Below are 21,486 nucleotides of genomic sequence, written 5' to 3'. Positions count from 1 at the left end.
AAAATTTAAAGGGACTTTTAAATTAAGAGTCCCTTTATATAAAAATGAGGTGTAATATGAAAAAAATTATTTTATCACTATTGTTAGTATTAGTTTTATTACCTAATTCTATTTTTGCTGCAAGTTCATATGAAGTACCAGTAAAATTAGTTAAGTATGGCGAACCAGATAAGGAGTCTATGGGCAACCCTTCTTTAAAGCAAGTTGCTCAAGTTGAAGAAAAAGATGGTAAATTTATTTACAATATTTTTCTAAAGAAGATGGAATTTATGAATATGGAAGGTGAACTTACAAATTTATTTATCTATGATGGCGATAAGGACTCTAAGAGAGTTGAAACTAAGCAAAGCCCTATTAATGGTGAATATATAAAGAAGCACGAGTTTGTAAGAACAAGTCCAAAGGAAGACCAAATTCTTGTTGCAGTTTGGGTTGATGCTATGGATGCTATTGCTGGTGGTGGAAAGGGTTCAGGAGAACAAAAGGCTTACCTAAAGTTTGACTGGGCTAATGCAAAGACCATGGAAGCTAAGGATTCTAAACCTGCAAGCAAAAAGGACCTAAAGTCTGAAAAATCTTTAGCTAAGTCTGAGATTAAAATTTTCGTTTCAGACAAGGAAATCAAACCTGAGACTCCAGCATACATTGAAAATGGAAGGACAATGGTTCCCCTAAGGTTTATCTCTGAGGCTCTTGGCGAAAAGGTTGACTGGAAGGCTGACACAAAAACTGTTATTGTTGGAGATAACAAGGCAAGTCTTGTTATTGGAGATAAGGAAATAAATGCCAATGGAAAGAAAATTGCAATTGATTCTCCAGCAGTAATTAAGGATTCAAGGACTTTTGTTCCACTAAGGGCTATTTCAGAAATTTTAGGTGCAAAGGTAGATTGGGAATCTTCAACAAGAAGTGTAAAGATAAGTAAATAATTTTTATAGATCTCTCATAATAATAATTATTATGGGAGTTTTTTTATGAGGAAATTTTGAGAAAGTATTTTATCCATTAAGAAAGATAAATATTAAAAGGCTGTAACTTTATTTACTTTTAATATATTATGAAATAAATAAAAAAATAAAGATGATATATTTTAACTTTTATAAAATCCAATTAATTTTTGCTAATTTATGGTATTAGAAATATTTTTATAATTAAGAATTATAAAAAAACTATTGACAAAGTTGTTAAAATTATATAATCTAAATATAGTAAATAAATTAAAAATAAATAAATAAAAATACATACATATTTGGAGGTTTGAAGTGAAAAATAAAATTGATAATTTAGAAAAGACAGCTGAAGTTTTAAAAGTAATGGCACATCCCGTTAGGCTTAAAATTATTAAAAATTTAATTGACAATGGTCCGTGTAATGTTGGCTCATTACAAGAGAAATTTAATATACCTCAACCAACAGTTTCATCTCATCTTGGCAAGTTAAAGAGAGCTGGAGTTCTAAATAGCGATAGAAATGGAACTGAAATTTATTATAAAGTTGATAGTAAGTTCATATTGTCTCTTGCAGAAGCAATATTTAATTAATCCCCTTAGCGGGATTTTTTTATGGAGTTTTTATGAAGTTAAATAAAGTCCAACTTGAAGCTGTGACTTCAATAGATAAAGATGTCACTTTAATGGCAGGAGCAGGTACGGGAAAAACTAGAGTCCTTACCAGTAGATTCATAAATATAGTTAAAAATAATCATGATCCAAAGAAAATTTTGGCTATAACTTTTACAAAAAAAGCTGCAGAAGAAATGCTGGGAAGAATTTCTAAGGAGCTTGTAGATGAGAATATCGACTTTGAAGAAAAAAATTTAAATATCATGACTATTCACTCTTTTGCCCTTGAAATTGTAAAAAATTATTCTTATTTAATTGGAATAAATCCAAATTTCTCTATTTTAGATGATGGCAAAGCAGGGGAGATGCTAGAAAATGCTGTCAAAGTATCTTTAAATAATATTACAAGTGAAGAATTTCAAAGATATTTAATTGACTTTAAGACTAATCCCTTTGAGGAGAGAAAAGTATTTAGAGATTTATACTTAGATTTTCGAAATAAAGATTTAGATTTTTCAGATATTTTAAATAAGAGCTTAAATTTTAATAAGTCCAGCAAAAATTCCGATGAATTATTTTTACTTTTAGATGATTTTAGAAAAGTTAGCGGAAGTAAGTTTAAAAATTTTTATGATGAAAACATTGATGAAATTAAAAATACTGAAAGGCTTGATCTTGAAGCCTTAAATTCAATAGAAGAAAATCTTGGTTCCGCAAGTAAGTACGAGGATAAAATTGAAAATATTGTAGATTTAATTCATGACTTAAAGAAAAATCTTGAAATAAAAAATAAGGAATATTACCAAGTTATTATTGAAATTTTAAAAGAACTTGATAAAAATTATTCAAAGGAAAAGAGAGAACTTAAGGCACTGGATTACGACGACATTATCTCTTACACTCATTTGATTCTAAGTGATGATAAATTTAATAAGAGTCTCAAAGAAAGGTATTCATACATATTAGTTGACGAATATCAAGATACAAATGAAATTCAAAATGAAATTATAAATACCTTTGTAGATTCAAACTTATTTATAGTTGGCGACCCAAAACAGTCCATTTATGCCTTTAGAGGGACAGACTTAAAGAGTTATTTTAACTTTTCTAATAAAATAAAGAATCGCGGTATTTCCCTTGTAATGAATAAAAATTATAGAAGTGATGGAAAAATTATTAATTTCATCAATTCCACCTTTGAAAACCTAATTGAGTCCTACGAAGAAATGGACTTCGATTTTGAAAGTGGCGGCGATGTATATAAGTATGACGCTGAAGATAATAATGAAATTGCAGATTTAGTTTTAGACCTATTAAAAAAATTCGAGGAAAAGGAAGTTGCTATTTTATCTAGGAGCAATGCGCAAATTGATGAAATAAGTAGAATCCTATCTCTTAGAAATATTTCCTTTAATAAGGGCGAGAGAAGCTTAGAAGAAATCGAAGTTTTAAAAGTTACGAAAAATATTCTCTCTACAATTTATAGTCCAGAAGATTTTTTAAATACACTTGCTCTTTTTAATTCACCAATTTTAAATTTCAATTTTAAAGATTTAGTTAAAATTTTAAATTTAGGTCTTGATAATGTTTCAGCTCTTCTTGATTTGAAGTGTGATGATGCAAATATAAATAAATTTATAAAATTCCTTAATAAATTAAAGGAAGAATCAAAGCTTCTTCTTTTTGATGAAATGATAGAAGAAATTATGAATTATTTTTATGATTTAAAGACTCTCAAGAAAATTGACTGGGAATATTTGTATAAATTTAAAGAAAGAGCAAGAGATTATTTAGAAGACAAGGATAAAGATTATAGGTCTTTTGAAAAATATATTTTGACTTTGAGCTTTGATGATTTAGAAGAAGGAATAAATCTTTTAACTATACACAAGTCTAAGGGCTTAGAATTTGATGTAGTTATTATATCTCACATGGACAGGGGCAAAAAATTAGGACAAAATAAAAGAATTATAGTTGATAGAGAGCTTGGACTTGCCCTTAAATCTGATTTTTCTGACTACAGGTATAGAACTATTAATGAGAAACTAAGAGCTGTAGATATGGAAGAGGAGAAGAGAGTTTTATATGTTGCTATGACAAGGGCAAAGAAGGAGCTCATCCTCTATGGAAATTATAAGAAATACAAAAGTGATTCCTATTTTGATTTACTAGACAAGAAAATAAAAATTAAGGAATATGAATTATCTGATGAAATTGAAAAAGAAATTTCTGCAAAAAGTTATAGTGAACTTGATTTAGATTATAATTTTGAAAATAGAATTAGAGAATATTACACTGTCACTGATTTTTTAAATTTCAAGAGAAGCCCCATAGATTTCTATAAAAAATATTTTTTAGGAATAGACGAGTACACCTTAGGTCAGGGTAAGATTCAAGTCATGGATCCAAAAAGGCTTGGAAGCATAGTTCACTTATTTGCACAAATTCACAGTAATAAAGATGCTAATAAAGATAATATTGATGAATTTTTAAAAGAAATTTTTGAATATTACGAAGAAGAAATTAATGAGGATAAGTTAAATATTTCAAGAGAACTTTCACTAAACTATCTGGAAATGGAAGAGAAAAATATAATTGATAAGGAATTATTATTTTATTACGACTTGGAGGGATTTTTAGTAAAGGGTTTTATTGACCAGGTGATAAAAATTGACGGAGACTATTATATAGTTGATTTAAAGACTAGCGACATGGACCTAGACTATATAAAGTCATCTTACGAGAATCAATTAATACTTTATTCAGCAATTTATGAAAAATTATATAAAGTTAAAGTAAAATCTGCATATATTTTTGACTTAAGGGGTAAAAAGAAAATAAATATTGAGATTAATGATGAAAAAAATAAGATTATAATGGAAGAATTTTTAAATTATATTAAATTTATTAGATCTCATAGGAACTATAAGGATTATTTAAAATTTTAAGGAGGAATTATGGATTATTCTAAGGACTATCAAAAAAAATTAATTTCAGCTAAAGAAGCTGCAGCTATGGTAAGAGACAATATGTGGATTGACTACGCATGGGCTGGAAGTACACCTGTTGCCTTTGACAAGGCTCTTGCAAATAGGCTTGATGAATTAAATGAAATTTATTTAAGAGGTGGCGTACTTCTTTGGGAACCAGAAGTATTTAAAAAAGACCCTGAAGGACAAAAAGTTGTATGGAATTCTTGGCACGCAGGTGGACCTGATAGAAATAGAATAAACAAGACACCTGGTGGATTTTACGCTCCACTAAGATATTCTGAATTACCTAGATGGTATAGAGAAAACTGTAAAGTTGATATAGCAGTAATTGTTACTCCTCCAATGGATAAACATGGTAACTTCAACTTTGGACTTAATGCATCTCACCTTAGGGCAGTTACAGAAGTTGCTGATAAAGTAATTATTGAAATAAATGAAAATATGCCAACTTGCCTTGGCGGTTTTGAACACGAAATAAATATTAAAGATGTTGACTATATTGTAGAAGGAGAAAATCCAGAAATTGCAGCTCTTCCTAAGGGAAGCTTTGGAGAAGTTGACAAGAAAGTTGCCGAACTAATTGTAGAAGAAATTCCTAATGGAGCAACTCTTCAACTTGGAATTGGTGGAATGCCAAATGCAGTTGGTTCTCTTATTGCAGATTCTGACTTAAAGGACCTTGGTGTTCACACAGAAATGTATGTAGATGCCTTTGTAGATATGGCTAAAAAGGGTAAAATCACTGGAGCAAAGAAAAATTTAGACAGATTTAGACAAGTTTATGGCTTTGCTGCTGGCTCAAAGGATATGTACGAATATTTAAACTTTAATGCAGATGCAATGGCTGCTCCAGTTTCTTATACTAATGATGCTCGTATAATCTCACAAATAGATAATTTTGTTTCAATTAACAATGCCGTTAATATAGATTTATTTGGACAAGTTTCTTCAGAATCTTCTGGATCTCGTCACATCTCAGGAGCAGGCGGACAACTTGACTTTGTACTTGGAGCTTATTTATCTAAGGGTGGTAAATCCTTTATTTGTCTATCTTCTAAATTTATGAACAAGAAGACTGGAAAGGAAGAATCAAGAATTGTTCCAAATTTTGAAACTTTCTCAGCAATTACAGCTGCAAGACCAAACACACACTGGCTTGTAACAGAATATGGAAAGTTCAACTGCAAGGGTAAGTCAACTTGGCAAAGAGCTGAAGGAATAATTAATCTTGCTGCACCAGAATTTAGAGAAGAACTAATTAAAGAAGCAGAAAAAATGAACATTTGGAGAAGAACTAACAAGAAATAATTTGACTTAAATATAATTATTGCCCTCTAGCTTTATAGTTAGAGGGTTTTAATTAATATACAACAAAAATTTCACATAAAACTTAATTATTTATCACAATAGAATTCTATACTTTAGTAAATAACCAAATAAAATAAAAATAAAAACCAATAAAAAATCTTTGCATAAAACAATAAACTATGGTATATTAAAATGTTTTTACTTTTTTTAAATTCTCTGCTATACTAATAATAGGGACAATAGGAGGTAAAATATGTTTAATATTGGCGATAAAATTGTATATCCTATGCACGGAGCAGGCGAAATTGTTGCAATAGAAGAGAGAGAAATCCTTGGTAATGTGCACAAATACTACATAATGAGACTACCTATAAACGAACTTAAAGTTATGGTGCCTGTTAAAAATGCTGAAGAAGTTGGAGTTAGAAAAATTTCTGATTCAAAGACTATGGAAGATGTCCTAGAAACACTTTCTTCAGACAAAGAGATTACTATGCCAAAAAATTGGAATAGAAGATATAGATTTAATTTGGAAAAAATAAAATCTGGCGATTTAACAGAAATAGCCGATGTGATAAAATGTCTAGAAAATTTAGACAGAAAAAAATCTCTTTCAACAGGAGAGAGAAAAATATTGACAGAAGCAAGACAAATCATAATTTCAGAGATGGCTCTTGTTTTTGATAAAAAAGTGGAAGAAATTTCAAAATTAGTTGATCATGCCATTTTTGGTTAAGGAGGGATTTTTATTAGTAAGAACCGAAAAATTGTGTCCAAAATTTTTAAGGTGCTATTCACTTTAATAGGTGCACTATTCGGTATTTTCATCGTGTCTCTATTATCAGACATGAAATTTGTAAAGGGTATTGGAAGCCAAAAAATTGTGACAGTTGTTACTGTCATTATTGTACTTTTATTTGCACTTATATTTTTTATACTTTCACCAAAGGCCTTTAGGACTTTGGAGGATCTTTTGGCTTTTTGGGAAAGAGAAATCCAAACAAAATCTTTTACAGAGGTAATACTGGGTGCTGTGGGACTTATTCTTGGTCTTATAATAGCATTTTTAATTTCACAACCTATTTACAAGATACCAATTCCCTATGTGGGTTCTGTAATTTCAATTTTACTTTATGGTATGCTTGGTTACTTAGGTTTAAATATTGGAATGTCAAACAAGGACACTATTTCAGAAAAAGTTAGAGATTTAACTTCTTTGGCAGCTAAGAGAACAGCAAAGCCAAAGGAAAATATTAAAGCTCGTGAAGGCGTTCCAAAAGTCTTAGATACTTCTGTTATTATAGACGGAAGAATACTTGATATTGCAAAGATAGGTTTTATTGAAGGACCTCTTGTAGTTCCAGTATTTGTATTAGAAGAGCTTCAACACATTGCAGATTCTGCCGATTCCCTAAAGAGAAACAGGGGTAGGCGTGGTCTTGATACTGTAGCAGAAATTCAAGAACTAAAAAATGTTGAAGTTATAATTTATAAGGGAAAAATTGAAGAAATTCCTGAAGTTGATTCAAAACTTTTAAAACTTGCCAGTGATATAGGTGGCAAAATTGTCACAAATGATTACAACTTAAACAAAGTTGCAAAGGTTCAAAACCTAACTGTTTTAAATGTCAATGAACTTGCAAATGCAGTTAAGCCACTTTATCTTCCAGGCGAAGAGATGAAAATTTTACTGGTAAAGGAAGGCAAGGAACAAAATCAAGGTCTTGGCTATCTTGACGACGGTACTATGATTGTCGTTGAAAATGGAAAGGAACTCATTGGCGAAAGTGTAAATGTAATTGTAACAAGTGCACTTCAAACTTCAGCAGGAAAAATGATTTTTGCCAAAATAAAATATTGATTTTAAGAACTCTGTCATGGGCAGAGTTCTTTTATTGATTGAATAAATATAATAATAATTTAATTAGTAAAACTAGTAAAGCGAATGTAAACAAAATAATTATTTGCAAGCTTACAAAGTTTTTTTATTTGACTATACTAAAATTTTATATTATTATTTTAGCATAGATAGGGGGAATAAAAATGAAGCTATTTTTACCCGGTCCTGTGTCAGTTCGCAGTGAAGTTTTAAAACAATTTGAAAAACCTGTTATAGGACACAGAACTAAGGACGCATCAGAAATTCAAAAGTCAATTTTTATAAATATGCAAAAAGTTTTTGGAACTAAGGAATATATTTTAACTTCAACATCATCAGGCACTGGACTTATGGAAGGTGCTATTAAGTCTTGCACAAAGAAGAGGGCTTTGATTTGTTCTTTAGGCTCCTTTGGTGAGCTTTGGCAAAGACTTGGTCTTGAAAATGGAATTGAGACAGACATTTTAAAGGCTGAGCCAGGGGAAGCTACTGATCCAAATAAATTGGAAGATCTTTTAAAGAAAAAGGAATATGATTTTGTTGGGATCACTCACAACGAAACATCATCTGGTATCTTAAATGGCCTTTCTGAACTTAAAGGAGTAATTGAGAAACATCCAGATATTATTTGGGCTCTTGATACAGTAAGTTCAGCTGGAGGTACTCCAATTGATCAGGATAAATATGGAATAGACATTGCTATTACATCTTCGCAAAAGTGTTTAGGTCTTGTGCCAGGTCTTAGCTTTGCATCTTTCTCTGAAAAGGCTGTAGAAAAGGCAAAGACTGTAGAAAACAGAGGTCACTATTTAGACTTACTACTTCTTTATAATTATTCTAAGGAACATGAATACCAATACCCATCAACTCCTGCTATCTCTAATATGGTTGCAGCAGAGTATCAACTTGACTATATAGTAAATGATGAGGGACTTGAAAATAGATTTAAGAGACACTTAGAGATGTCAAATTATTTCAAGGCTTGGGCAAACAAAAATTTTGAAGTTTTTGGCGATGAAAAGTATTTGTCACCAACAATTACTTGTGTAAAAAATACAAAAAATTTAGAATTCAAAAAGTTAAATCAAGAATTTCTTGATAGAGGAATGGTAATTTCCAATGGTTATGGACCTATGGCTGATAAAACTTTCAGAGTTGGACACATGGGTGACACAAGTTTAGATGACATGAGGGAATTTACTAAAGTTTTTGATGAAATTTTAAAAAAGTAAATTGAATAAATGATAAAATATCTTGCTTAAGGCAGGATATTTTTTTGTAGAAATTTTCCTAAAAATTAGATTTATGATTAAGTTTTTGTTACAAATGAAAAAATTCTTTGAGAAAATACTTTTATTCCTTTATACTTTTTATGTAAGCGAGGTTGATGAAATGAATAAAAAAAGAATTAGTCTTGTAATGCTTTTATTTTTAATGACTATTACATCTAATGTCTTTGCAGCCAATAAATTATTATTTAAGGAGCCAATTGCTCCAGGTGTTGTAAGGTACAAGTATGAAGTCTCTAGAGATAAAAAGAATGCACAGACAAATGTAGTTACAGTTGATTTAAATAATCCACATATAAAAATTAATACGGTTGCAGGTGGAGGAACTTATACAAATAAGGCAACTGTTTCTCAAATGGCTGACAGAACTAATGCTGTTGCTCTTGTAAATGGAGATTTCTTTACAATGCAACTACAAGGTGTGCCACTAGGTGCATCTATAATTGATGGAGATATGAAGTCATCTCCTGCAGTTTTAACAGATATTTGGTCCTTTGGAATTGATGAAAATAACACTGCCTTTATTGACAGCACAAAATTTGTAGGAAGCGTAACTGCTCCCAATGGGAAATCTTATCCAATTGATGGACTAAATAAGACCTTCTATTGGTACCAACCATCTAAGGAATATTCTCATGAATCAAAAATTCAAATGTATAATTCTTTCTGGGCTTCAAAATCTAGGGGAGATAAAACTGCTGGCGAAGTTCTTTTATCAGAGGACAATGTAGTTGAGCAAATTGTCTACAGAAAAAATATAGACATGAAAATTCCTGAAGGAAAGAAAATCTTACAAGTTAGCGGTGGCTCTGAAAGATTTATGCGTGCCAATGTAAAAGTTGGCGACAAACTTCAAATTAATACAAACATCGAACCCAATAGAAATTGGAAAATGATGATTGGCGGTCACGCCCTTCTTGTAGAAAATGGTGCTATAAAAAAATACACTAAGGATGTCAATTCAATTGGCGGAGTTAGAGCAAGAACTGCTGTTGGTATTAGCCAAGATGGAAAAACTGTCTACATTGTTTCTGCTGAAGGTAGGACTAATAGATCTCCTGGCCTTTCACTAAATGAGTTGTCTCAGTTTATGTTGGACCTTGGTGCATATAAGGCGATGAATTTAGATGGTGGCGGTTCCACTGCCATGGCAGTTAGAAATTTAGGAGATTTAAAGAGAACAAGAGTTACTAATCCAGAAAGAAATGCTGGCGAAAGAAAAGTTGTCAATGGACTTGGTGTTTTCAACACAACTACTAATACTGGCATAATTTCTGATGTAAAATTCGAAAGTGATTTAAATACAATTGTAGGAGAGCAACTTAATTTAAAATTAAAATCAGGATGGGATGAATTTTTAAATCCAATTGACATAAAAAATAGAACTTATACAGTGACTGATAATTCTAATGGAGCAAATATTTTAAATGGCTTGTCCTATCTTTCTCTTTCACCAGGTAAATATAATTTATCTGTAATTACTGATAAGGGCGAAAATATTAATAAAGAAATTAATGTTGCAGACCTTTCAGCCTACACTAAATTTAATATTGACACAAAAAATAAAATTATCAAAAGAGGAATGACTTTAAGTCTTGATTCTAAGGGCGAATACAATGGCAGAAAAATAAAAATTTCACCAAGAGTTATAAATTATTCCTTTGAAGACATGACAGCAAGTGTGGACCCAAATACTTTTAATATTAATATAGAAGATTATGGAAGAAATCCAAAAATAATTGCTAAGCTTGGCGACAAGACTTCAACTCTATCACTTTATGATGAAAATACAAAGTTAATTAAGATGAAAATTAATGATGTGAACTACAGCATAAATGGCCAAGGCAAAAAAATGGATGCTAAACCTTTTATCAAGAATGATAGAACTTTAGTGCCACTAAGATTTATCGTGGAAGCCATTGGTGGAGAAGTAAATTGGGATAATGACAATAGACTTGTCACTGTCAATAGTAAGGGAAAAACTATTGTGCTACCAATTGATTCAAAAACTATAAAAATCGATGGAAAAGATGTAAATATTGACCAAGCTGCCATAATTAAGGGCGACAGGACTTTCGTGCCAATTAGATTTATTGCAGAAAATTTAGATATGGTTGTTAATTACATTAATGAAAGTCGCATAATTGAAATTTCTTCTTTTGAAGATAAAAAAGTAGAGAATAAGACTGACATGACACCAGCTCTTGATGAAAAAAATGCAGTAAATAACAATTCACAAAAGGGACAAAATAATAAAAAGAATACAAATAATTCTCAAAATGTGAATTCCAATGCAAATGCCAATAAAAATAAAAATGCAAATGCAAATAATTCTAATGCAGAAAAAAATAAGGGAAATGTAAGCACTACCAATAATGCAAAAGAAAATACTACAAATTTATTTAACTAATTTATTTAAGAGAGGTCTCCTTAGGGAGATCTTTTTTTTGCAATAAAAAAGGAACTCCTTTTGAGAGTTCCATTATTAATAAAATTATTTTTCTAAAATCATTTCTCCAATTTTATAGACATCGCCAGCACCCATTGTTACAACTACATCGTCCTTTTTTATATTTTCCTTGATGAATTTTACAATATCATCAAAGCCAGAAATGTAAAAAGCATTGTCTCTGTGGTCTGAAATGGCATCTCTTAAAGTTTTGGAGTGAATGTCGCCATAATCTTTTTCACGAGCAGCATAAATATCTGTGATTATAATTACATCAGACTCGTCAAAGGAATTGGCAAAGGCATCTAATAAAAGCTTAGTCCTTGTGTAAGTGTGAGGTTGAAAAATTGTATAGAGTTTTCCCTTGCAGGCATTTTTAATTGCGTGAATTGATGATTTTATTTCTGTTGGGTGATGAGCATAGTCGTCCATAATTTTTGTGCCCTTGTAATAACCCTTTTCTTCAAGTCTTCTTTCCACACCTTTATAAGATTTAAGTGCAACCACTGCATCTTCAATTGGAATATTATTAACATAAGTTGCAGCAATAGCAGCAAGAGAATTTAAAACATTGTGTCTTCCAAGAACAGAAAGCTCAACATGACATAATTTTTTGCCCTTTAAATATAAATCATAAGTAGGGAAACCATCTTCTGAAAAATCTATATTTTCTGCCCTTAAGTCTGCATTATTTTTTATGCCAAAAGTAAAGACCTTGCAGTTATCAATTGGAAATAGGGTGTCAACATTTTCGTCGTCAACATTTAAAATAACATAATCATCTTGATGTAGATTGTCCACATAACCCTTAAAAGTTCTTATTATGTGGTCGATGTTGTCAAAATAATCTAAGTGGTCTTCGTCAATATTTAAAATAATTTCTGTAGTAGGGAAGTACTTTAAAATATTTGCCTTGTACTCGCAAGCTTCAGTTAAAAATAAATTTTCGTCGCCAATTTTAATGTTTCCGTCAATGTCCTTTAATTGACCGCCAAGCATAATAGTTGGATTTAAGTCTAAATCTTTAATTATTTCAGTTATCATGGAAGTTGTAGTTGTCTTGCCGTGCGTTCCTGAAACTGCAATTGATTTTTTATAATTTTTCATAATTGCGCCTAAAAAAGTTGCCCTATCTACTAAGTCAATTTTTTCTTTAACTGCTTCCATGTATTCTTCGTTGTCAAAGGAAATTGCATCAGTAAAAATTACAAGATCCATGTTTTTAATATGTTCTTTCTTGTGTTCATAGTAAATTGTGGCACCATTTTTTTCTAGTTTTTCAGTGTTAATAGAAGGCATTCTATCGCTTCCATAAACCTTATAGCCCTTATAAAGCATGAGTTCTGCAAGGGCTGACATACTAATGCCGCCAATTCCTATGAAAAATATATTTTTATACTTACTATTATCTATATTAATTTCAAACAATTTACTTCCTCCAATTCTTTTTAATTATAACACAAATTTTTATAAAGAAAGAAATAATAAGGCCCCATTTAAATAAATTATAAAAAATAATTTAATTAATTTATTTATTATGCACCAGAGTTGTGCTATAATATGGTAAAGAAAGAGAGGGATACTTGTATGAACATAACTGATGTAAGACTTCGCAAATTACCAACAGAAGGAAAGCTTAAAGCAATAGTATCTGTAACCTTTAATAATGAATTTGTGCTTCATGATATAAAAATAATAGAAGGAAATGAATCTTTATTTTTAGCAATGCCAAGCAGAAGACTATCTAATGGAGAATACAGAGACATTGCTCACCCTATCAATGCCGAAGCAAGAAAAGAATTGGAAGATGTAATATTCAAAGAATATTATGCAGTAAAAGAAAAATTAGATTCAGAAGAAAGTGAAAAACCTGAAGCAGAAGAAAGAATTGAAGAAGAATAAAAGAGAGCTTTGTGCTCTCTTTTTAATGAAAAAACCCCGAAAACTTTTATAGTTTTGGGGTTAATTTTTTTTGAAATTTATAAATTTTAATCCATTTTGCTTACATGGACAAGTTCGCCATGTCTGTAATAATATTTTGGAAGCCTTCTATTAAAGTGTGTGATAAAGGAAGTTTCGCAGTCGCCAGAAAAGTGACAAATATCTCTAATTTTTATCTCTTCTTCTCCTTGCCTTCCAACTAATACAACTTCGTCGCCAATTTTACAATCCACTCCAGTGGCATCAACCATCATTTGGTCCATACATATTAAGCCAATTTGTTTGCATCTCTTTCCATTAATTAAAACTTCAATTTTTTCTGACAAAATTCTTGGAAAAGCATCGGCATATCCAAGGGGAAGAGTGACAACCTTAGTGTCTTTGTCGCACTTATAAAATCTTTCATAGCCAACAGTTTCGCCAGATTTTACTTCTCTTATAGCTGCAATTTGCGCCTTAATTGAAAGAAATTCCTTTAGTCCAAATTCTTCAGGGAGCTTTTCACTATCTGTATATCCAAATTGTATTATTCCAGGTCTTACCATATTTAAATCGTATTCTCTGTGATATAAAACAGAAGAAGAATTTGCAATATGTTTGTATGTAAATTTGTAGCCAAGATCTTCAATTTCTTTTATAAAATTTGTAAAAGTTGTAAATTGTCTTTTTGTAAATTCTGGATCGGATTCACTGGCAGCAAAGTGAGAAAAAATTCCTTCAACAAAAATATTTTCAAGCTCAAAAATTTTTTTAACTTCTTTTAAGGAATTTTCACCAGGAATAAAACCAATTCGTGACATTCCACTGTCAACGGCAAGGTGAATCTTAGCTTTTTTGCCTAAGTCCCTTGCAAGCTCATCTAATTTTAGAGCATCTTCAAGGGTATAAATAGTTAGGGTGATTTCATTTTTTACTGCATCTTCAAAGAGATGAGCAGGTGTGTAACCAAGAATTAAAATAGAAGTGTCTGGGAACTCTTTTTTAAATCTCAAAGCTTCACTTAAAGTTGCAACACCGTAAAACTTTATGCCAAGTTCCCTTGACACATAGGAAAGGGGAATGGCACCAAGTCTATAGGCGTCACTTTTAACAACGCTCATAATTTCTGTTCCTGGAGTAATTATACTTTTTATTTCTTTAATATTGTTTTCAAAATTATCTAAATTAATTTCAATCCAAGCTGGTCTTGTCAAAAAATCCTTCATCTTATTATCCTTTCAAAAGAGAATTTCTTTTAACATTATAGCACAGTAAATGGCTTTAGAAAATTTTTTGCATAAAAAAACTGCTCCAAGAGCAGTTTAATTTTAATATTCCTTGTCTACAAGTAAAATGTTTAATAATACAGCTACAATAGTTCCACCAGAGATACCTGATGAGAAAAGAGCTGCTATTAAGCTTGGAAGTTTTGCCACTATATCTGGTTTCATAGTTATTCCAATTCCTACACCAATTCCACCAGCGATTATCATAATATTTTTTGTAGAAAATTTTGCCTTGCTAAGAGCTTGCATACCAGAGCCTATAATTGTACCAAACATAAGAATTCCAGCTCCACCAAGAATTGGTGTAGGCATAATGGAAACTAAAGTTGCAAATTTAGGGCATAAACTCATAATAATCAAGATAAAGGAAGAATAAAGAGCGACCTTTTTTGAAGCACACTTAGTAAGTGGAATTAGCCCAACATTTTGGCTGAAGGTTTGAGCTGCACCTGAACCAAAGACTGGAGAGAGCATTGATCCAATGGCATCAGCTCTGACACCACTTGCAATGTCAGCATCAGATAAGTCTACTTCGCATACTGTCCCTAAAGTTTTCATAACTCCTACAGTTTCAATTATTGTTACAAGATAGCCTGCAATAAAGGGAACTACAAATTTTAAATCAAATTTAACTCCAAAGGGAAAAATTTCTGGTATCCTTATCCAAGGAGCTGCTGCAACTTGTGAAAAATCTACAAGATGTAGTGGAATACAAATAATGTAGGAAATAATCATGGCTAAAAAAACTGATGCCGTCGTTACAAAACCTCTGCCATAGTGATTTATAAAAATTATAAGTAGGAAAGTGAAGACAGCAATCCCAATAAAGAGTGGGTCGCCATAATTTTCTGCACCATAACCTCCTCCAACCCAGTCAAAGGCAACGGGCATCATTGTAATTCCAATTAGGGTAATAACAGTACCTGTTACAACTTCTGGGAAAAATCTAAGAAGGGGCTTAATAAAAAAGCTTAAGATCAATTCTAAAAGGGCACCCATTATAGTTGCACCAAAATAACCTGCAAGTCCGCCGCCCATGGTATTAATAACAGCATTGGCAGGTGGCACAAAGCCAAAGTCTGTTCCCATAATTGTTGGAAGCCCTATACCAACCTTGGCGTTGCCCTTAAATATGCCCTTGGTTTGAATAAAAGAACAGATACCAGAGGCAAGTAGGGCAGCAGAGATAAGCACAGAAGTCTCGGCAACATTTGTGCCAGCTATAGCAGCAATACTAAGTGGAACTGCAATAATTCCACTAAAGGCAGTCAAAATATTTTGAAATCCAAGTAGGGAGGATTTTAAAAAATTAGGCTTGTCATCAACTTCGTATTCAAGTTTCATTACATTGTATTCCTTCACAATAAACTCCTTTTTTAATATAATTATAACAAAATGATTTTAGCACATAAGCATTTGTCATACAATAATAGAAAGGAGCAAAAAATGTATTTATTTGTAGCCCTAGGTGGGGCATTGGGTTCTAGTCTCAGATATTTTTTAAGTAACAAGATAAATAGTGGTGGAGATTTTCCCCTTGCCACCCTTATAATTAATGTAGTGGGAGCTTTTTTCCTAGCAATAATTGCCTTTTACGCTGAGAAAAATAAATTGGATCCTAGATTAATTTTATTTTTAAAGGTTGGATTCTGCGGAGGTTTTACTACTTTCTCAACTTTTGCCTTTGAAATATTTAATTTAGAAAAGAATGGGAATTTAAACCTTTCAATTTTTTACGCCTTAATTAGCATAATTTTATCGCTTATAGCAATTTACTTTGCAAGGTTTTTAATACTAGAAAAATTTTAAAATTAGAATTTAAGAAATTTGTAAGAATTTTGTAGACTTTTTTGTAATTATTATTTGCTATTATAATGGCAGAGGAGGGATGTAATGGATAAATACAATATTTTAATTGCTGAGGATGACAAGGAAATTGCAAGGTCAATTGGAATTTATCTAAAAAATGAAAATTTTAATATTTTTTACGCCTATGATGGACTTGAAGCCCTAGAAATTTTTAAAAATGAAAAAATTGACCTCATAATAATGGACCTCATGATGCCAAATTTATCTGGAGAAGAGGCTATTATTAAGCTTAGAGAAATTTCTGTAGTCCCAATAATTATTTTATCTGCAAAATCAGAGGACACTGACAAAATTTTCGGACTAAATATTGGCGCTGATGATTATATTCAAAAGCCCTTCAATCCAATGGAGCTCATAGCTCGTGTTAAGAGCAATTTGAGAAGATTTTATGCCTACGATTTAAAGAATGACAGAAACTTTATAGAGATAGGCAGTGTTAAATTAGATTTATCTCAGAAAATTGCCTATGTTGAAGATAAACCAGTTGCCCTAACATCTATTGAGTTTAAAATTTTGGAGCTACTCATGAGAAATCCCAACAGAGTTTTTTCCATTGAAGAAATTTACGAGAGCGTGTGGAATGAGCCAGCCATGGAGGCAAAGACTGTTACAGTTCACATTAGGCGAATAAGAGAAAAAATCGAAGTAAATCCAAAGAAGCCAATGTACCTAAAGGTACAGTGGGGACTTGGATACAAATTTGAAGATTTGAGGCGAAAATAATGAAAAAAAATTCTTACAAATTATCCAATTATACTTTAATAATTTTAGCAATTTCCCTAGTATCACTTTTGGCAGGATCGTTTTTCTTTTCTAAGAATCCTGATTCATCTTATAAAAGAAATATGACAGAAAATAGGATTTATAACACTCTAAATATGTCAGTAAATGACAATGATGATTTTTATAGTAATTATAAAGAATTTAACTATGCTATAAAGTCTTATAAGTTAAAATATTTTGACAAAAACGGAAATGTTGTTACAGATAGAGGAGTAATAGAAGCTCAAAAGAAAAAAGATGCCCTAAAAGAAAAGGGACTTGACCCAAAACTTTATTTGGATGAAGGCATGATAGACCAACCAGAAATAAAATCTGAATATAAAACTTTTTACCTAACTAATGAATATGAAAAAAACGAATTTGATCCCCTAGAAATTGAAATGGGAAATAATGACTTTTTGATTACTGGTTCGGTAATTGATGATAGTATAGTGATTGATAAAGTTCAAAAAAGTAAAAGACTTATGGATAGTGACTATAATTTTATCGACAAGTCTTTTAAAGGGGCTCTAAATGAAACCTTTAGTAAATTAAATAGTAATAATAATGTTAAAAATCTAAAGTTTGCTTATTACACATCATTAGACGATGAAGTTTTTAAAGATATTGAAAGAGATGTATTTAAGGACCAAGTTTTTGTGCAAATTGGAGTAAGCGTATTAATAGTTGCAATATTATCTCTTCTTCTTGGAATATTTATGAATATGGAAAAAGTTGACGGCAGCGAAAGCTTGAGGAAAGTTTTCAAACTCCCAATAGAACTTGTGATTATTCTATTTGTAATATTTGCTTTTTCTGCTGCAGGAATATCAAGCATGAATCAAATTTACAGTAATTTGTATATTTTCTATTTCTTATATTTAATTGGTCTTGTAATTGTTTCACTAACAGTAAATTATTTGGTAATTTTATTAAAGAGCATATTTAACAAGAATACAGAAAATTATCTTCTTAAAAATTCATTAATTTATAGAATTTTTACTGGTGCTATTTCAGAATTTTCAAATATAGATGAAGAAAATAAAAATATTAAAAATGCAAAAATTAAATTCACTCTAGTTTATTTTGGAATTTGTTTTGTGCTGTTTATAGTATTCCTCTTCTTTGCATCATTATATTCCTCTGCTCTTGAAGGAATAGTAATTCCAATGATATTATTTGGCATATTCATTTATTATATATTGATGAAAAATATAAATGAAGTGGCGAGAATCTCCAGGGAGTCCAGTGAAATTGTTAAGGGAAATTATAAAAAGAACATTGAAAAAAAGGGTGGCCTTTATGATGGCATAGTCGACAACTTTAACAATATTGGAGAGAACCTAGACCTTGCCATTGAAGATGCAGTTAAATCTGAAAGATTAAAGACAGAACTCATTACAAATGTAAGCCACGACTTAAAGACTCCATTGACATCTATAATTAATTATTCTGATCTCTTATCAAAAGATGATAATACAGAAGATGAAGTTAAGGAGTATTCGAAAATAATAAATGAAAAGTCCAACAAGTTAAAGGTCCTAATAGAAGACTTATTTGAAGTTTCAAAGGCGACATCAAATAATATTGAACTAGATAGGCAAGAGCTTGACTTTAATTCTCTTGTTCAACAGTCAATAGGCGAGTGGGAAGATAAAATTAAAGAAAATAATATTGAGATAATTTCAAATCTTCCTGAAGATAAAGTAATGCTTAACATTGATGGACAAAAATTCTCAAGAGTTTTAGACAACTTATTCTCAAATATCTCTAAATATGCCCTAGAAAACTCAAGAGTTTATGTTGATTTAATTGAAGAAGATGGAGTAAAACTAACTATTAAAAATATTTCCAAGTATCCACTTAACATTTCTGCAGAAGAACTTATGGAAAGATTTACTCGTGGAGAAAAGTCAAGGACAACATCAGGCTCAGGGCTTGGACTATCAATAGCCTCATCCTTTGTGAGAGCTCACGGTGCAAGCTTTGACATAGAAATTGACGGAGATTTATTTAAGGTTAGGATAGAATTTTAAAATAAAATTCTATAGGATTTAAAATAATAAGCTTAAAAGGATTTTAAAATACAATGCAGAAGAAAGTTCGGTTGAAAATTATTTCACCGGACTTTTTTCTTTAACTTGACAAAGCTAAAGCGATAGCATATACTCAAGATGAAAATATAAATATTAACAATAATAAAAAAACAAGAGGTGAGAAAATGGAACTATCAAATGGAGAACTTATGGTAATGGAAGTTTTGTGGGACGGTGAGTGTCTAGATGAAAATGGAGAAATCCAAGCCCTAGAATTATCCAAAGTATTAAAGAAAAAATATGACTTGGGCAAGACATCTTGCTACACATTTTTTGGCAGGCTTTTAGAAAAGGGTGCAATAACAAGAAGGTATCCTAAGTACACAATAAAACCCATAGTAACAAGAGAAGAAGCCTTGCAAAAACAAAGGGAAGAAGCCATAGACAAATTATTTCAAGGATCCTTTATAAGTATTTGCAGGACCTTTTTAAAGGACAAAAAAATAAGCGAAGAAGAAGTTCAAGAGATAAAAAATCTTCTTAAAGATTTTGATAAGGAAGAAAAATGAGAATAGGTGTAGCCAGTTCAGTAGTCCTTTATAAAAGTTTAAAGTCAATTATAATATTAATTTTGATTTTACTCTTTAGAAGGAGATTAAACTTAAAAAGCACTAAGGGAGCAAATATTATATTATGGACTCTTCTTTTAGTATATTTAATATTTCCAAAAGATATTTTATTTAGTGTAAAAACCTATGAAGCTTCAAAATTTATAAAGACAATTTTCGCACCCTCAATTCTGATAAATCAAGCAGCAATTTACATAACCGATAAGTTCCCATCAATATCACGATTTAATAGGATAGTGGGATCAAGCTTAGTCATTATCTATACGCTATATCAATTTATAAAATTTAAAAAAGCCTTAAGTAATTCTCTTGAACTAAAGGACAGGACTCATTTAAATAATTCTCTAAAAAAATTTAATATAAAAAGAGAAGTAAAAATTTATATAAATGATGAATTAGACACTCCTATAACTTATGGAATATTTAGACCCAAAATAATTTTACAAAAAAGCATTTTAAAAGACTGGGATTTATTAGACCATGTATTAACTCATGAGCTAGTGCATATAGAAAGATATCATATTTTATTAAGTCACTTAAAAAATTTAATAATATGCCTTTATTGGTACAATCCCTTTTTAATACTTAGCTTACAATATTTTGAGAAAGATATAGAGATAAACTGTGACAAAATAGTTATAGAAAAAATAGGAGATAGCCTAGAAAATAGGAAAAATTATTGCCAGTCAATGCTTAAATTAGTGGAAAGGCAAAATGATAAATTTGTCTTAAATTTAAGCCCAACTAAGGAAAGGATGTTGACCATGAAAAATTGGAAAAAGACGCTGTCAGGAACCTTTACTTTAATATTTTTATTATTCTTGTATATACCAGTATTTACCAATGCCATAGAGGTAGATGAAAATGAAGTAATATCGGATACAGAGGGAATAAAAGAAGTTTATGTAAAGGTAGACAATAGAGTGGAAGAAATAACAGATGAAGAGTATAAAAACTTAGATTTAGATGAAATATTAGTAAATGATGTTGGCGAAAAATATGTAAAGAAAAAAGAAATAATACCAGCCTTTGAACATATAGATTATAAATTTAATTTCCAGTCCTTTTACGAGGAAGATCAAAAGGGCTTTACAATTAAAACAAGTGAGATGCATTCTAAAAAAGGGATAGATTATACTGTGCTTATAGTGGAAAATGGCGAAAAAATATATGAATCAAGATTTAATGAGGGAAAGAATTTAAAAATTAGACTTGATCGTGGATCTAATTATATAGTGACTATATTAAATCAATCAGTAAAACCTATAACTTATAAAATTAATATAAGTTTATGGCGAGAGGATTAAAAAACTTATAAATAATAAAAAATAAAATATTAATTATATTTCAAAGTTAATAGGTAAGAAAGTGTAAACTTATTTATTAATCATTTAAAGGAGATACAAGTTGAGGACAAAACAGCTTTTAATATATATAATAAGTATAATAATATACTTAATTTTAGTTTATTTATTAAATAGACGTACCAATAAAAAAAGATTTA

General features: G+C 30.6%; 17 protein-coding genes. 14 read left to right on the top strand and 3 right to left on the bottom strand.

Features of this window, described 5'->3' with window-relative positions; translation table 11 throughout:
* Nucleotides 1–56 precede the first annotated feature (56 nt).
* The 8 genes from Q0U74_RS01495 to Q0U74_RS01460 all read left to right on the top strand — a co-directional run bounded on the left by Q0U74_RS01495 (nt 57) and on the right by Q0U74_RS01460 (nt 11,441).
* Entirely contained in the window at nt 57–929 is an 873-nt protein-coding gene (locus Q0U74_RS01495) for a copper amine oxidase N-terminal domain-containing protein (protein WP_297392273.1), read from the top strand.
* Nucleotides 930–1,262: 333 nt separating this feature from the next.
* A complete protein-coding gene (locus Q0U74_RS01490; RefSeq protein ID WP_297392271.1) occupies nt 1,263–1,541 on the top strand; it encodes a helix-turn-helix transcriptional regulator in 279 nt (92 codons plus the stop codon).
* Between the two features lie 32 nt (nt 1,542–1,573).
* A complete protein-coding gene (locus Q0U74_RS01485; protein ID WP_297392269.1) occupies nt 1,574–4,510 on the top strand; it encodes an exodeoxyribonuclease V subunit beta in 2,937 nt (978 codons plus the stop codon).
* Nucleotides 4,511–4,519: 9 nt separating this feature from the next.
* Entirely contained in the window at nt 4,520–5,863 is a 1,344-nt protein-coding gene (locus tag Q0U74_RS01480; protein WP_297392267.1) for a butyryl-CoA:acetate CoA-transferase, read from the top strand.
* A 253-nt stretch (nt 5,864–6,116) separates the two neighbouring features.
* The gene (locus Q0U74_RS01475) at nt 6,117–6,599 is read left to right on the top strand and encodes a CarD family transcriptional regulator (RefSeq protein ID WP_297392265.1); all 483 of its coding nucleotides are present in this window, start codon (nt 6,117–6,119) and stop codon (nt 6,597–6,599) included.
* Nucleotides 6,600–6,632: 33 nt separating this feature from the next.
* Nucleotides 6,633–7,724, top strand: a complete 1,092-nt coding sequence (locus tag Q0U74_RS01470) for a PIN/TRAM domain-containing protein (protein ID WP_297392262.1) — start codon at nt 6,633–6,635, stop codon at nt 7,722–7,724.
* 182 nt (nt 7,725–7,906) lie between these two features.
* On the top strand, nt 7,907–8,974 hold the full coding sequence (locus Q0U74_RS01465) for an alanine--glyoxylate aminotransferase family protein (protein ID WP_297392259.1): 1,068 nt from the start codon (nt 7,907–7,909) through the stop codon (nt 8,972–8,974).
* Nucleotides 8,975–9,134: 160 nt separating this feature from the next.
* Nucleotides 9,135–11,441: a stalk domain-containing protein gene (locus tag Q0U74_RS01460; protein ID WP_297392257.1), complete on the top strand. Its 2,307-nt coding sequence runs from the start codon at nt 9,135–9,137 to the stop codon at nt 11,439–11,441.
* Between the two features lie 84 nt (nt 11,442–11,525).
* Here Q0U74_RS01460 and murC read toward each other — a convergent pair whose 3' ends face one another.
* Nucleotides 11,526–12,908: a UDP-N-acetylmuramate--L-alanine ligase gene (murC, locus tag Q0U74_RS01455; RefSeq protein ID WP_297392255.1), complete on the bottom strand. Its 1,383-nt coding sequence runs from the start codon at nt 12,906–12,908 to the stop codon at nt 11,526–11,528.
* 159 nt (nt 12,909–13,067) lie between these two features.
* Here murC and spoVG point away from each other — a divergent pair, with 159 nt between their 5' ends.
* A complete protein-coding gene (gene spoVG / locus Q0U74_RS01450; protein WP_297392432.1) occupies nt 13,068–13,382 on the top strand; it encodes a septation regulator SpoVG in 315 nt (104 codons plus the stop codon).
* A gap of 86 nt (nt 13,383–13,468) precedes the next feature.
* Here spoVG and alr read toward each other — a convergent pair whose 3' ends face one another.
* Both alr and Q0U74_RS01440 read right to left on the bottom strand, forming a co-directional pair.
* Nucleotides 13,469–14,626 (bottom strand): alanine racemase, encoded by a 1,158-nt coding sequence (alr, locus tag Q0U74_RS01445; protein WP_297392253.1) that lies wholly within the window; start codon nt 14,624–14,626, stop codon nt 13,469–13,471.
* A 102-nt stretch (nt 14,627–14,728) separates the two neighbouring features.
* Complete coding sequence (locus Q0U74_RS01440; protein ID WP_297392251.1) at nt 14,729–16,048, bottom strand: uracil-xanthine permease family protein; 1,320 nt, start codon at nt 16,046–16,048, stop codon at nt 14,729–14,731.
* Nucleotides 16,049–16,132: 84 nt separating this feature from the next.
* Here Q0U74_RS01440 and crcB point away from each other — a divergent pair, with 84 nt between their 5' ends.
* The 5 genes from crcB to Q0U74_RS01415 all read left to right on the top strand — a co-directional run bounded on the left by crcB (nt 16,133) and on the right by Q0U74_RS01415 (nt 21,289).
* The gene (crcB, locus tag Q0U74_RS01435) at nt 16,133–16,495 is read left to right on the top strand and encodes a fluoride efflux transporter CrcB (protein ID WP_297392248.1); all 363 of its coding nucleotides are present in this window, start codon (nt 16,133–16,135) and stop codon (nt 16,493–16,495) included.
* Nucleotides 16,496–16,579: 84 nt separating this feature from the next.
* Entirely contained in the window at nt 16,580–17,278 is a 699-nt protein-coding gene (locus Q0U74_RS01430; RefSeq protein ID WP_297392247.1) for a response regulator transcription factor, read from the top strand.
* Nucleotides 17,278–19,353: a sensor histidine kinase KdpD gene (locus tag Q0U74_RS01425; RefSeq protein WP_297392245.1), complete on the top strand. Its 2,076-nt coding sequence runs from the start codon at nt 17,278–17,280 to the stop codon at nt 19,351–19,353. Before Q0U74_RS01430 ends, Q0U74_RS01425 begins: the two co-directional genes overlap by 1 nt.
* A gap of 185 nt (nt 19,354–19,538) precedes the next feature.
* Entirely contained in the window at nt 19,539–19,922 is a 384-nt protein-coding gene (locus tag Q0U74_RS01420) for a BlaI/MecI/CopY family transcriptional regulator (RefSeq protein ID WP_297392243.1), read from the top strand.
* On the top strand, nt 19,919–21,289 hold the full coding sequence (locus Q0U74_RS01415; RefSeq protein ID WP_297392242.1) for a M56 family metallopeptidase: 1,371 nt from the start codon (nt 19,919–19,921) through the stop codon (nt 21,287–21,289). The genes Q0U74_RS01420 and Q0U74_RS01415 overlap by 4 nt, the downstream gene beginning before the upstream one ends.
* The last annotated feature ends 197 nt before the right edge of the window (nt 21,290–21,486 follow it).

This window comes from uncultured Peptoniphilus sp. (assembly GCF_946998875.1).
Classification (GTDB): Bacteria; Bacillota; Clostridia; order Tissierellales; family Peptoniphilaceae; genus Peptoniphilus_A.
This window is presented reverse-complemented; position numbering and strand designations above follow the sequence as displayed.

Excerpts from the sequence above, each read along its gene's own strand:
- Q0U74_RS01495 (WP_297392273.1), top strand. The coding sequence starts at position 57 with ATGAAAAAAATTATTTTATCACTATTGTTAGTATTAGTTTTATTACCT.
- Q0U74_RS01485 (WP_297392269.1), top strand. The coding sequence starts at position 1,574 with ATGAAGTTAAATAAAGTCCAACTTGAAGCTGTGACTTCAATAGATAAA.
- Q0U74_RS01480 (WP_297392267.1), top strand. The coding sequence starts at position 4,520 with ATGGATTATTCTAAGGACTATCAAAAAAAATTAATTTCAGCTAAAGAA.
- Q0U74_RS01475 (WP_297392265.1), top strand. The coding sequence starts at position 6,117 with ATGTTTAATATTGGCGATAAAATTGTATATCCTATGCACGGAGCAGGC.
- Q0U74_RS01465 (WP_297392259.1), top strand. The coding sequence starts at position 7,907 with ATGAAGCTATTTTTACCCGGTCCTGTGTCAGTTCGCAGTGAAGTTTTA.
- Q0U74_RS01460 (WP_297392257.1), top strand. The coding sequence starts at position 9,135 with ATGAATAAAAAAAGAATTAGTCTTGTAATGCTTTTATTTTTAATGACT.
- spoVG (WP_297392432.1), top strand. The coding sequence starts at position 13,068 with ATGAACATAACTGATGTAAGACTTCGCAAATTACCAACAGAAGGAAAG.
- alr (WP_297392253.1), bottom strand. The coding sequence starts at position 14,626 with ATGAAGGATTTTTTGACAAGACCAGCTTGGATTGAAATTAATTTAGAT.
- crcB (WP_297392248.1), top strand. The coding sequence starts at position 16,133 with ATGTATTTATTTGTAGCCCTAGGTGGGGCATTGGGTTCTAGTCTCAGA.
- Q0U74_RS01430 (WP_297392247.1), top strand. The coding sequence starts at position 16,580 with ATGGATAAATACAATATTTTAATTGCTGAGGATGACAAGGAAATTGCA.
- Q0U74_RS01425 (WP_297392245.1), top strand. The coding sequence starts at position 17,278 with ATGAAAAAAAATTCTTACAAATTATCCAATTATACTTTAATAATTTTA.
- Q0U74_RS01420 (WP_297392243.1), top strand. The coding sequence starts at position 19,539 with ATGGAACTATCAAATGGAGAACTTATGGTAATGGAAGTTTTGTGGGAC.
- Q0U74_RS01415 (WP_297392242.1), top strand. The coding sequence starts at position 19,919 with ATGAGAATAGGTGTAGCCAGTTCAGTAGTCCTTTATAAAAGTTTAAAG.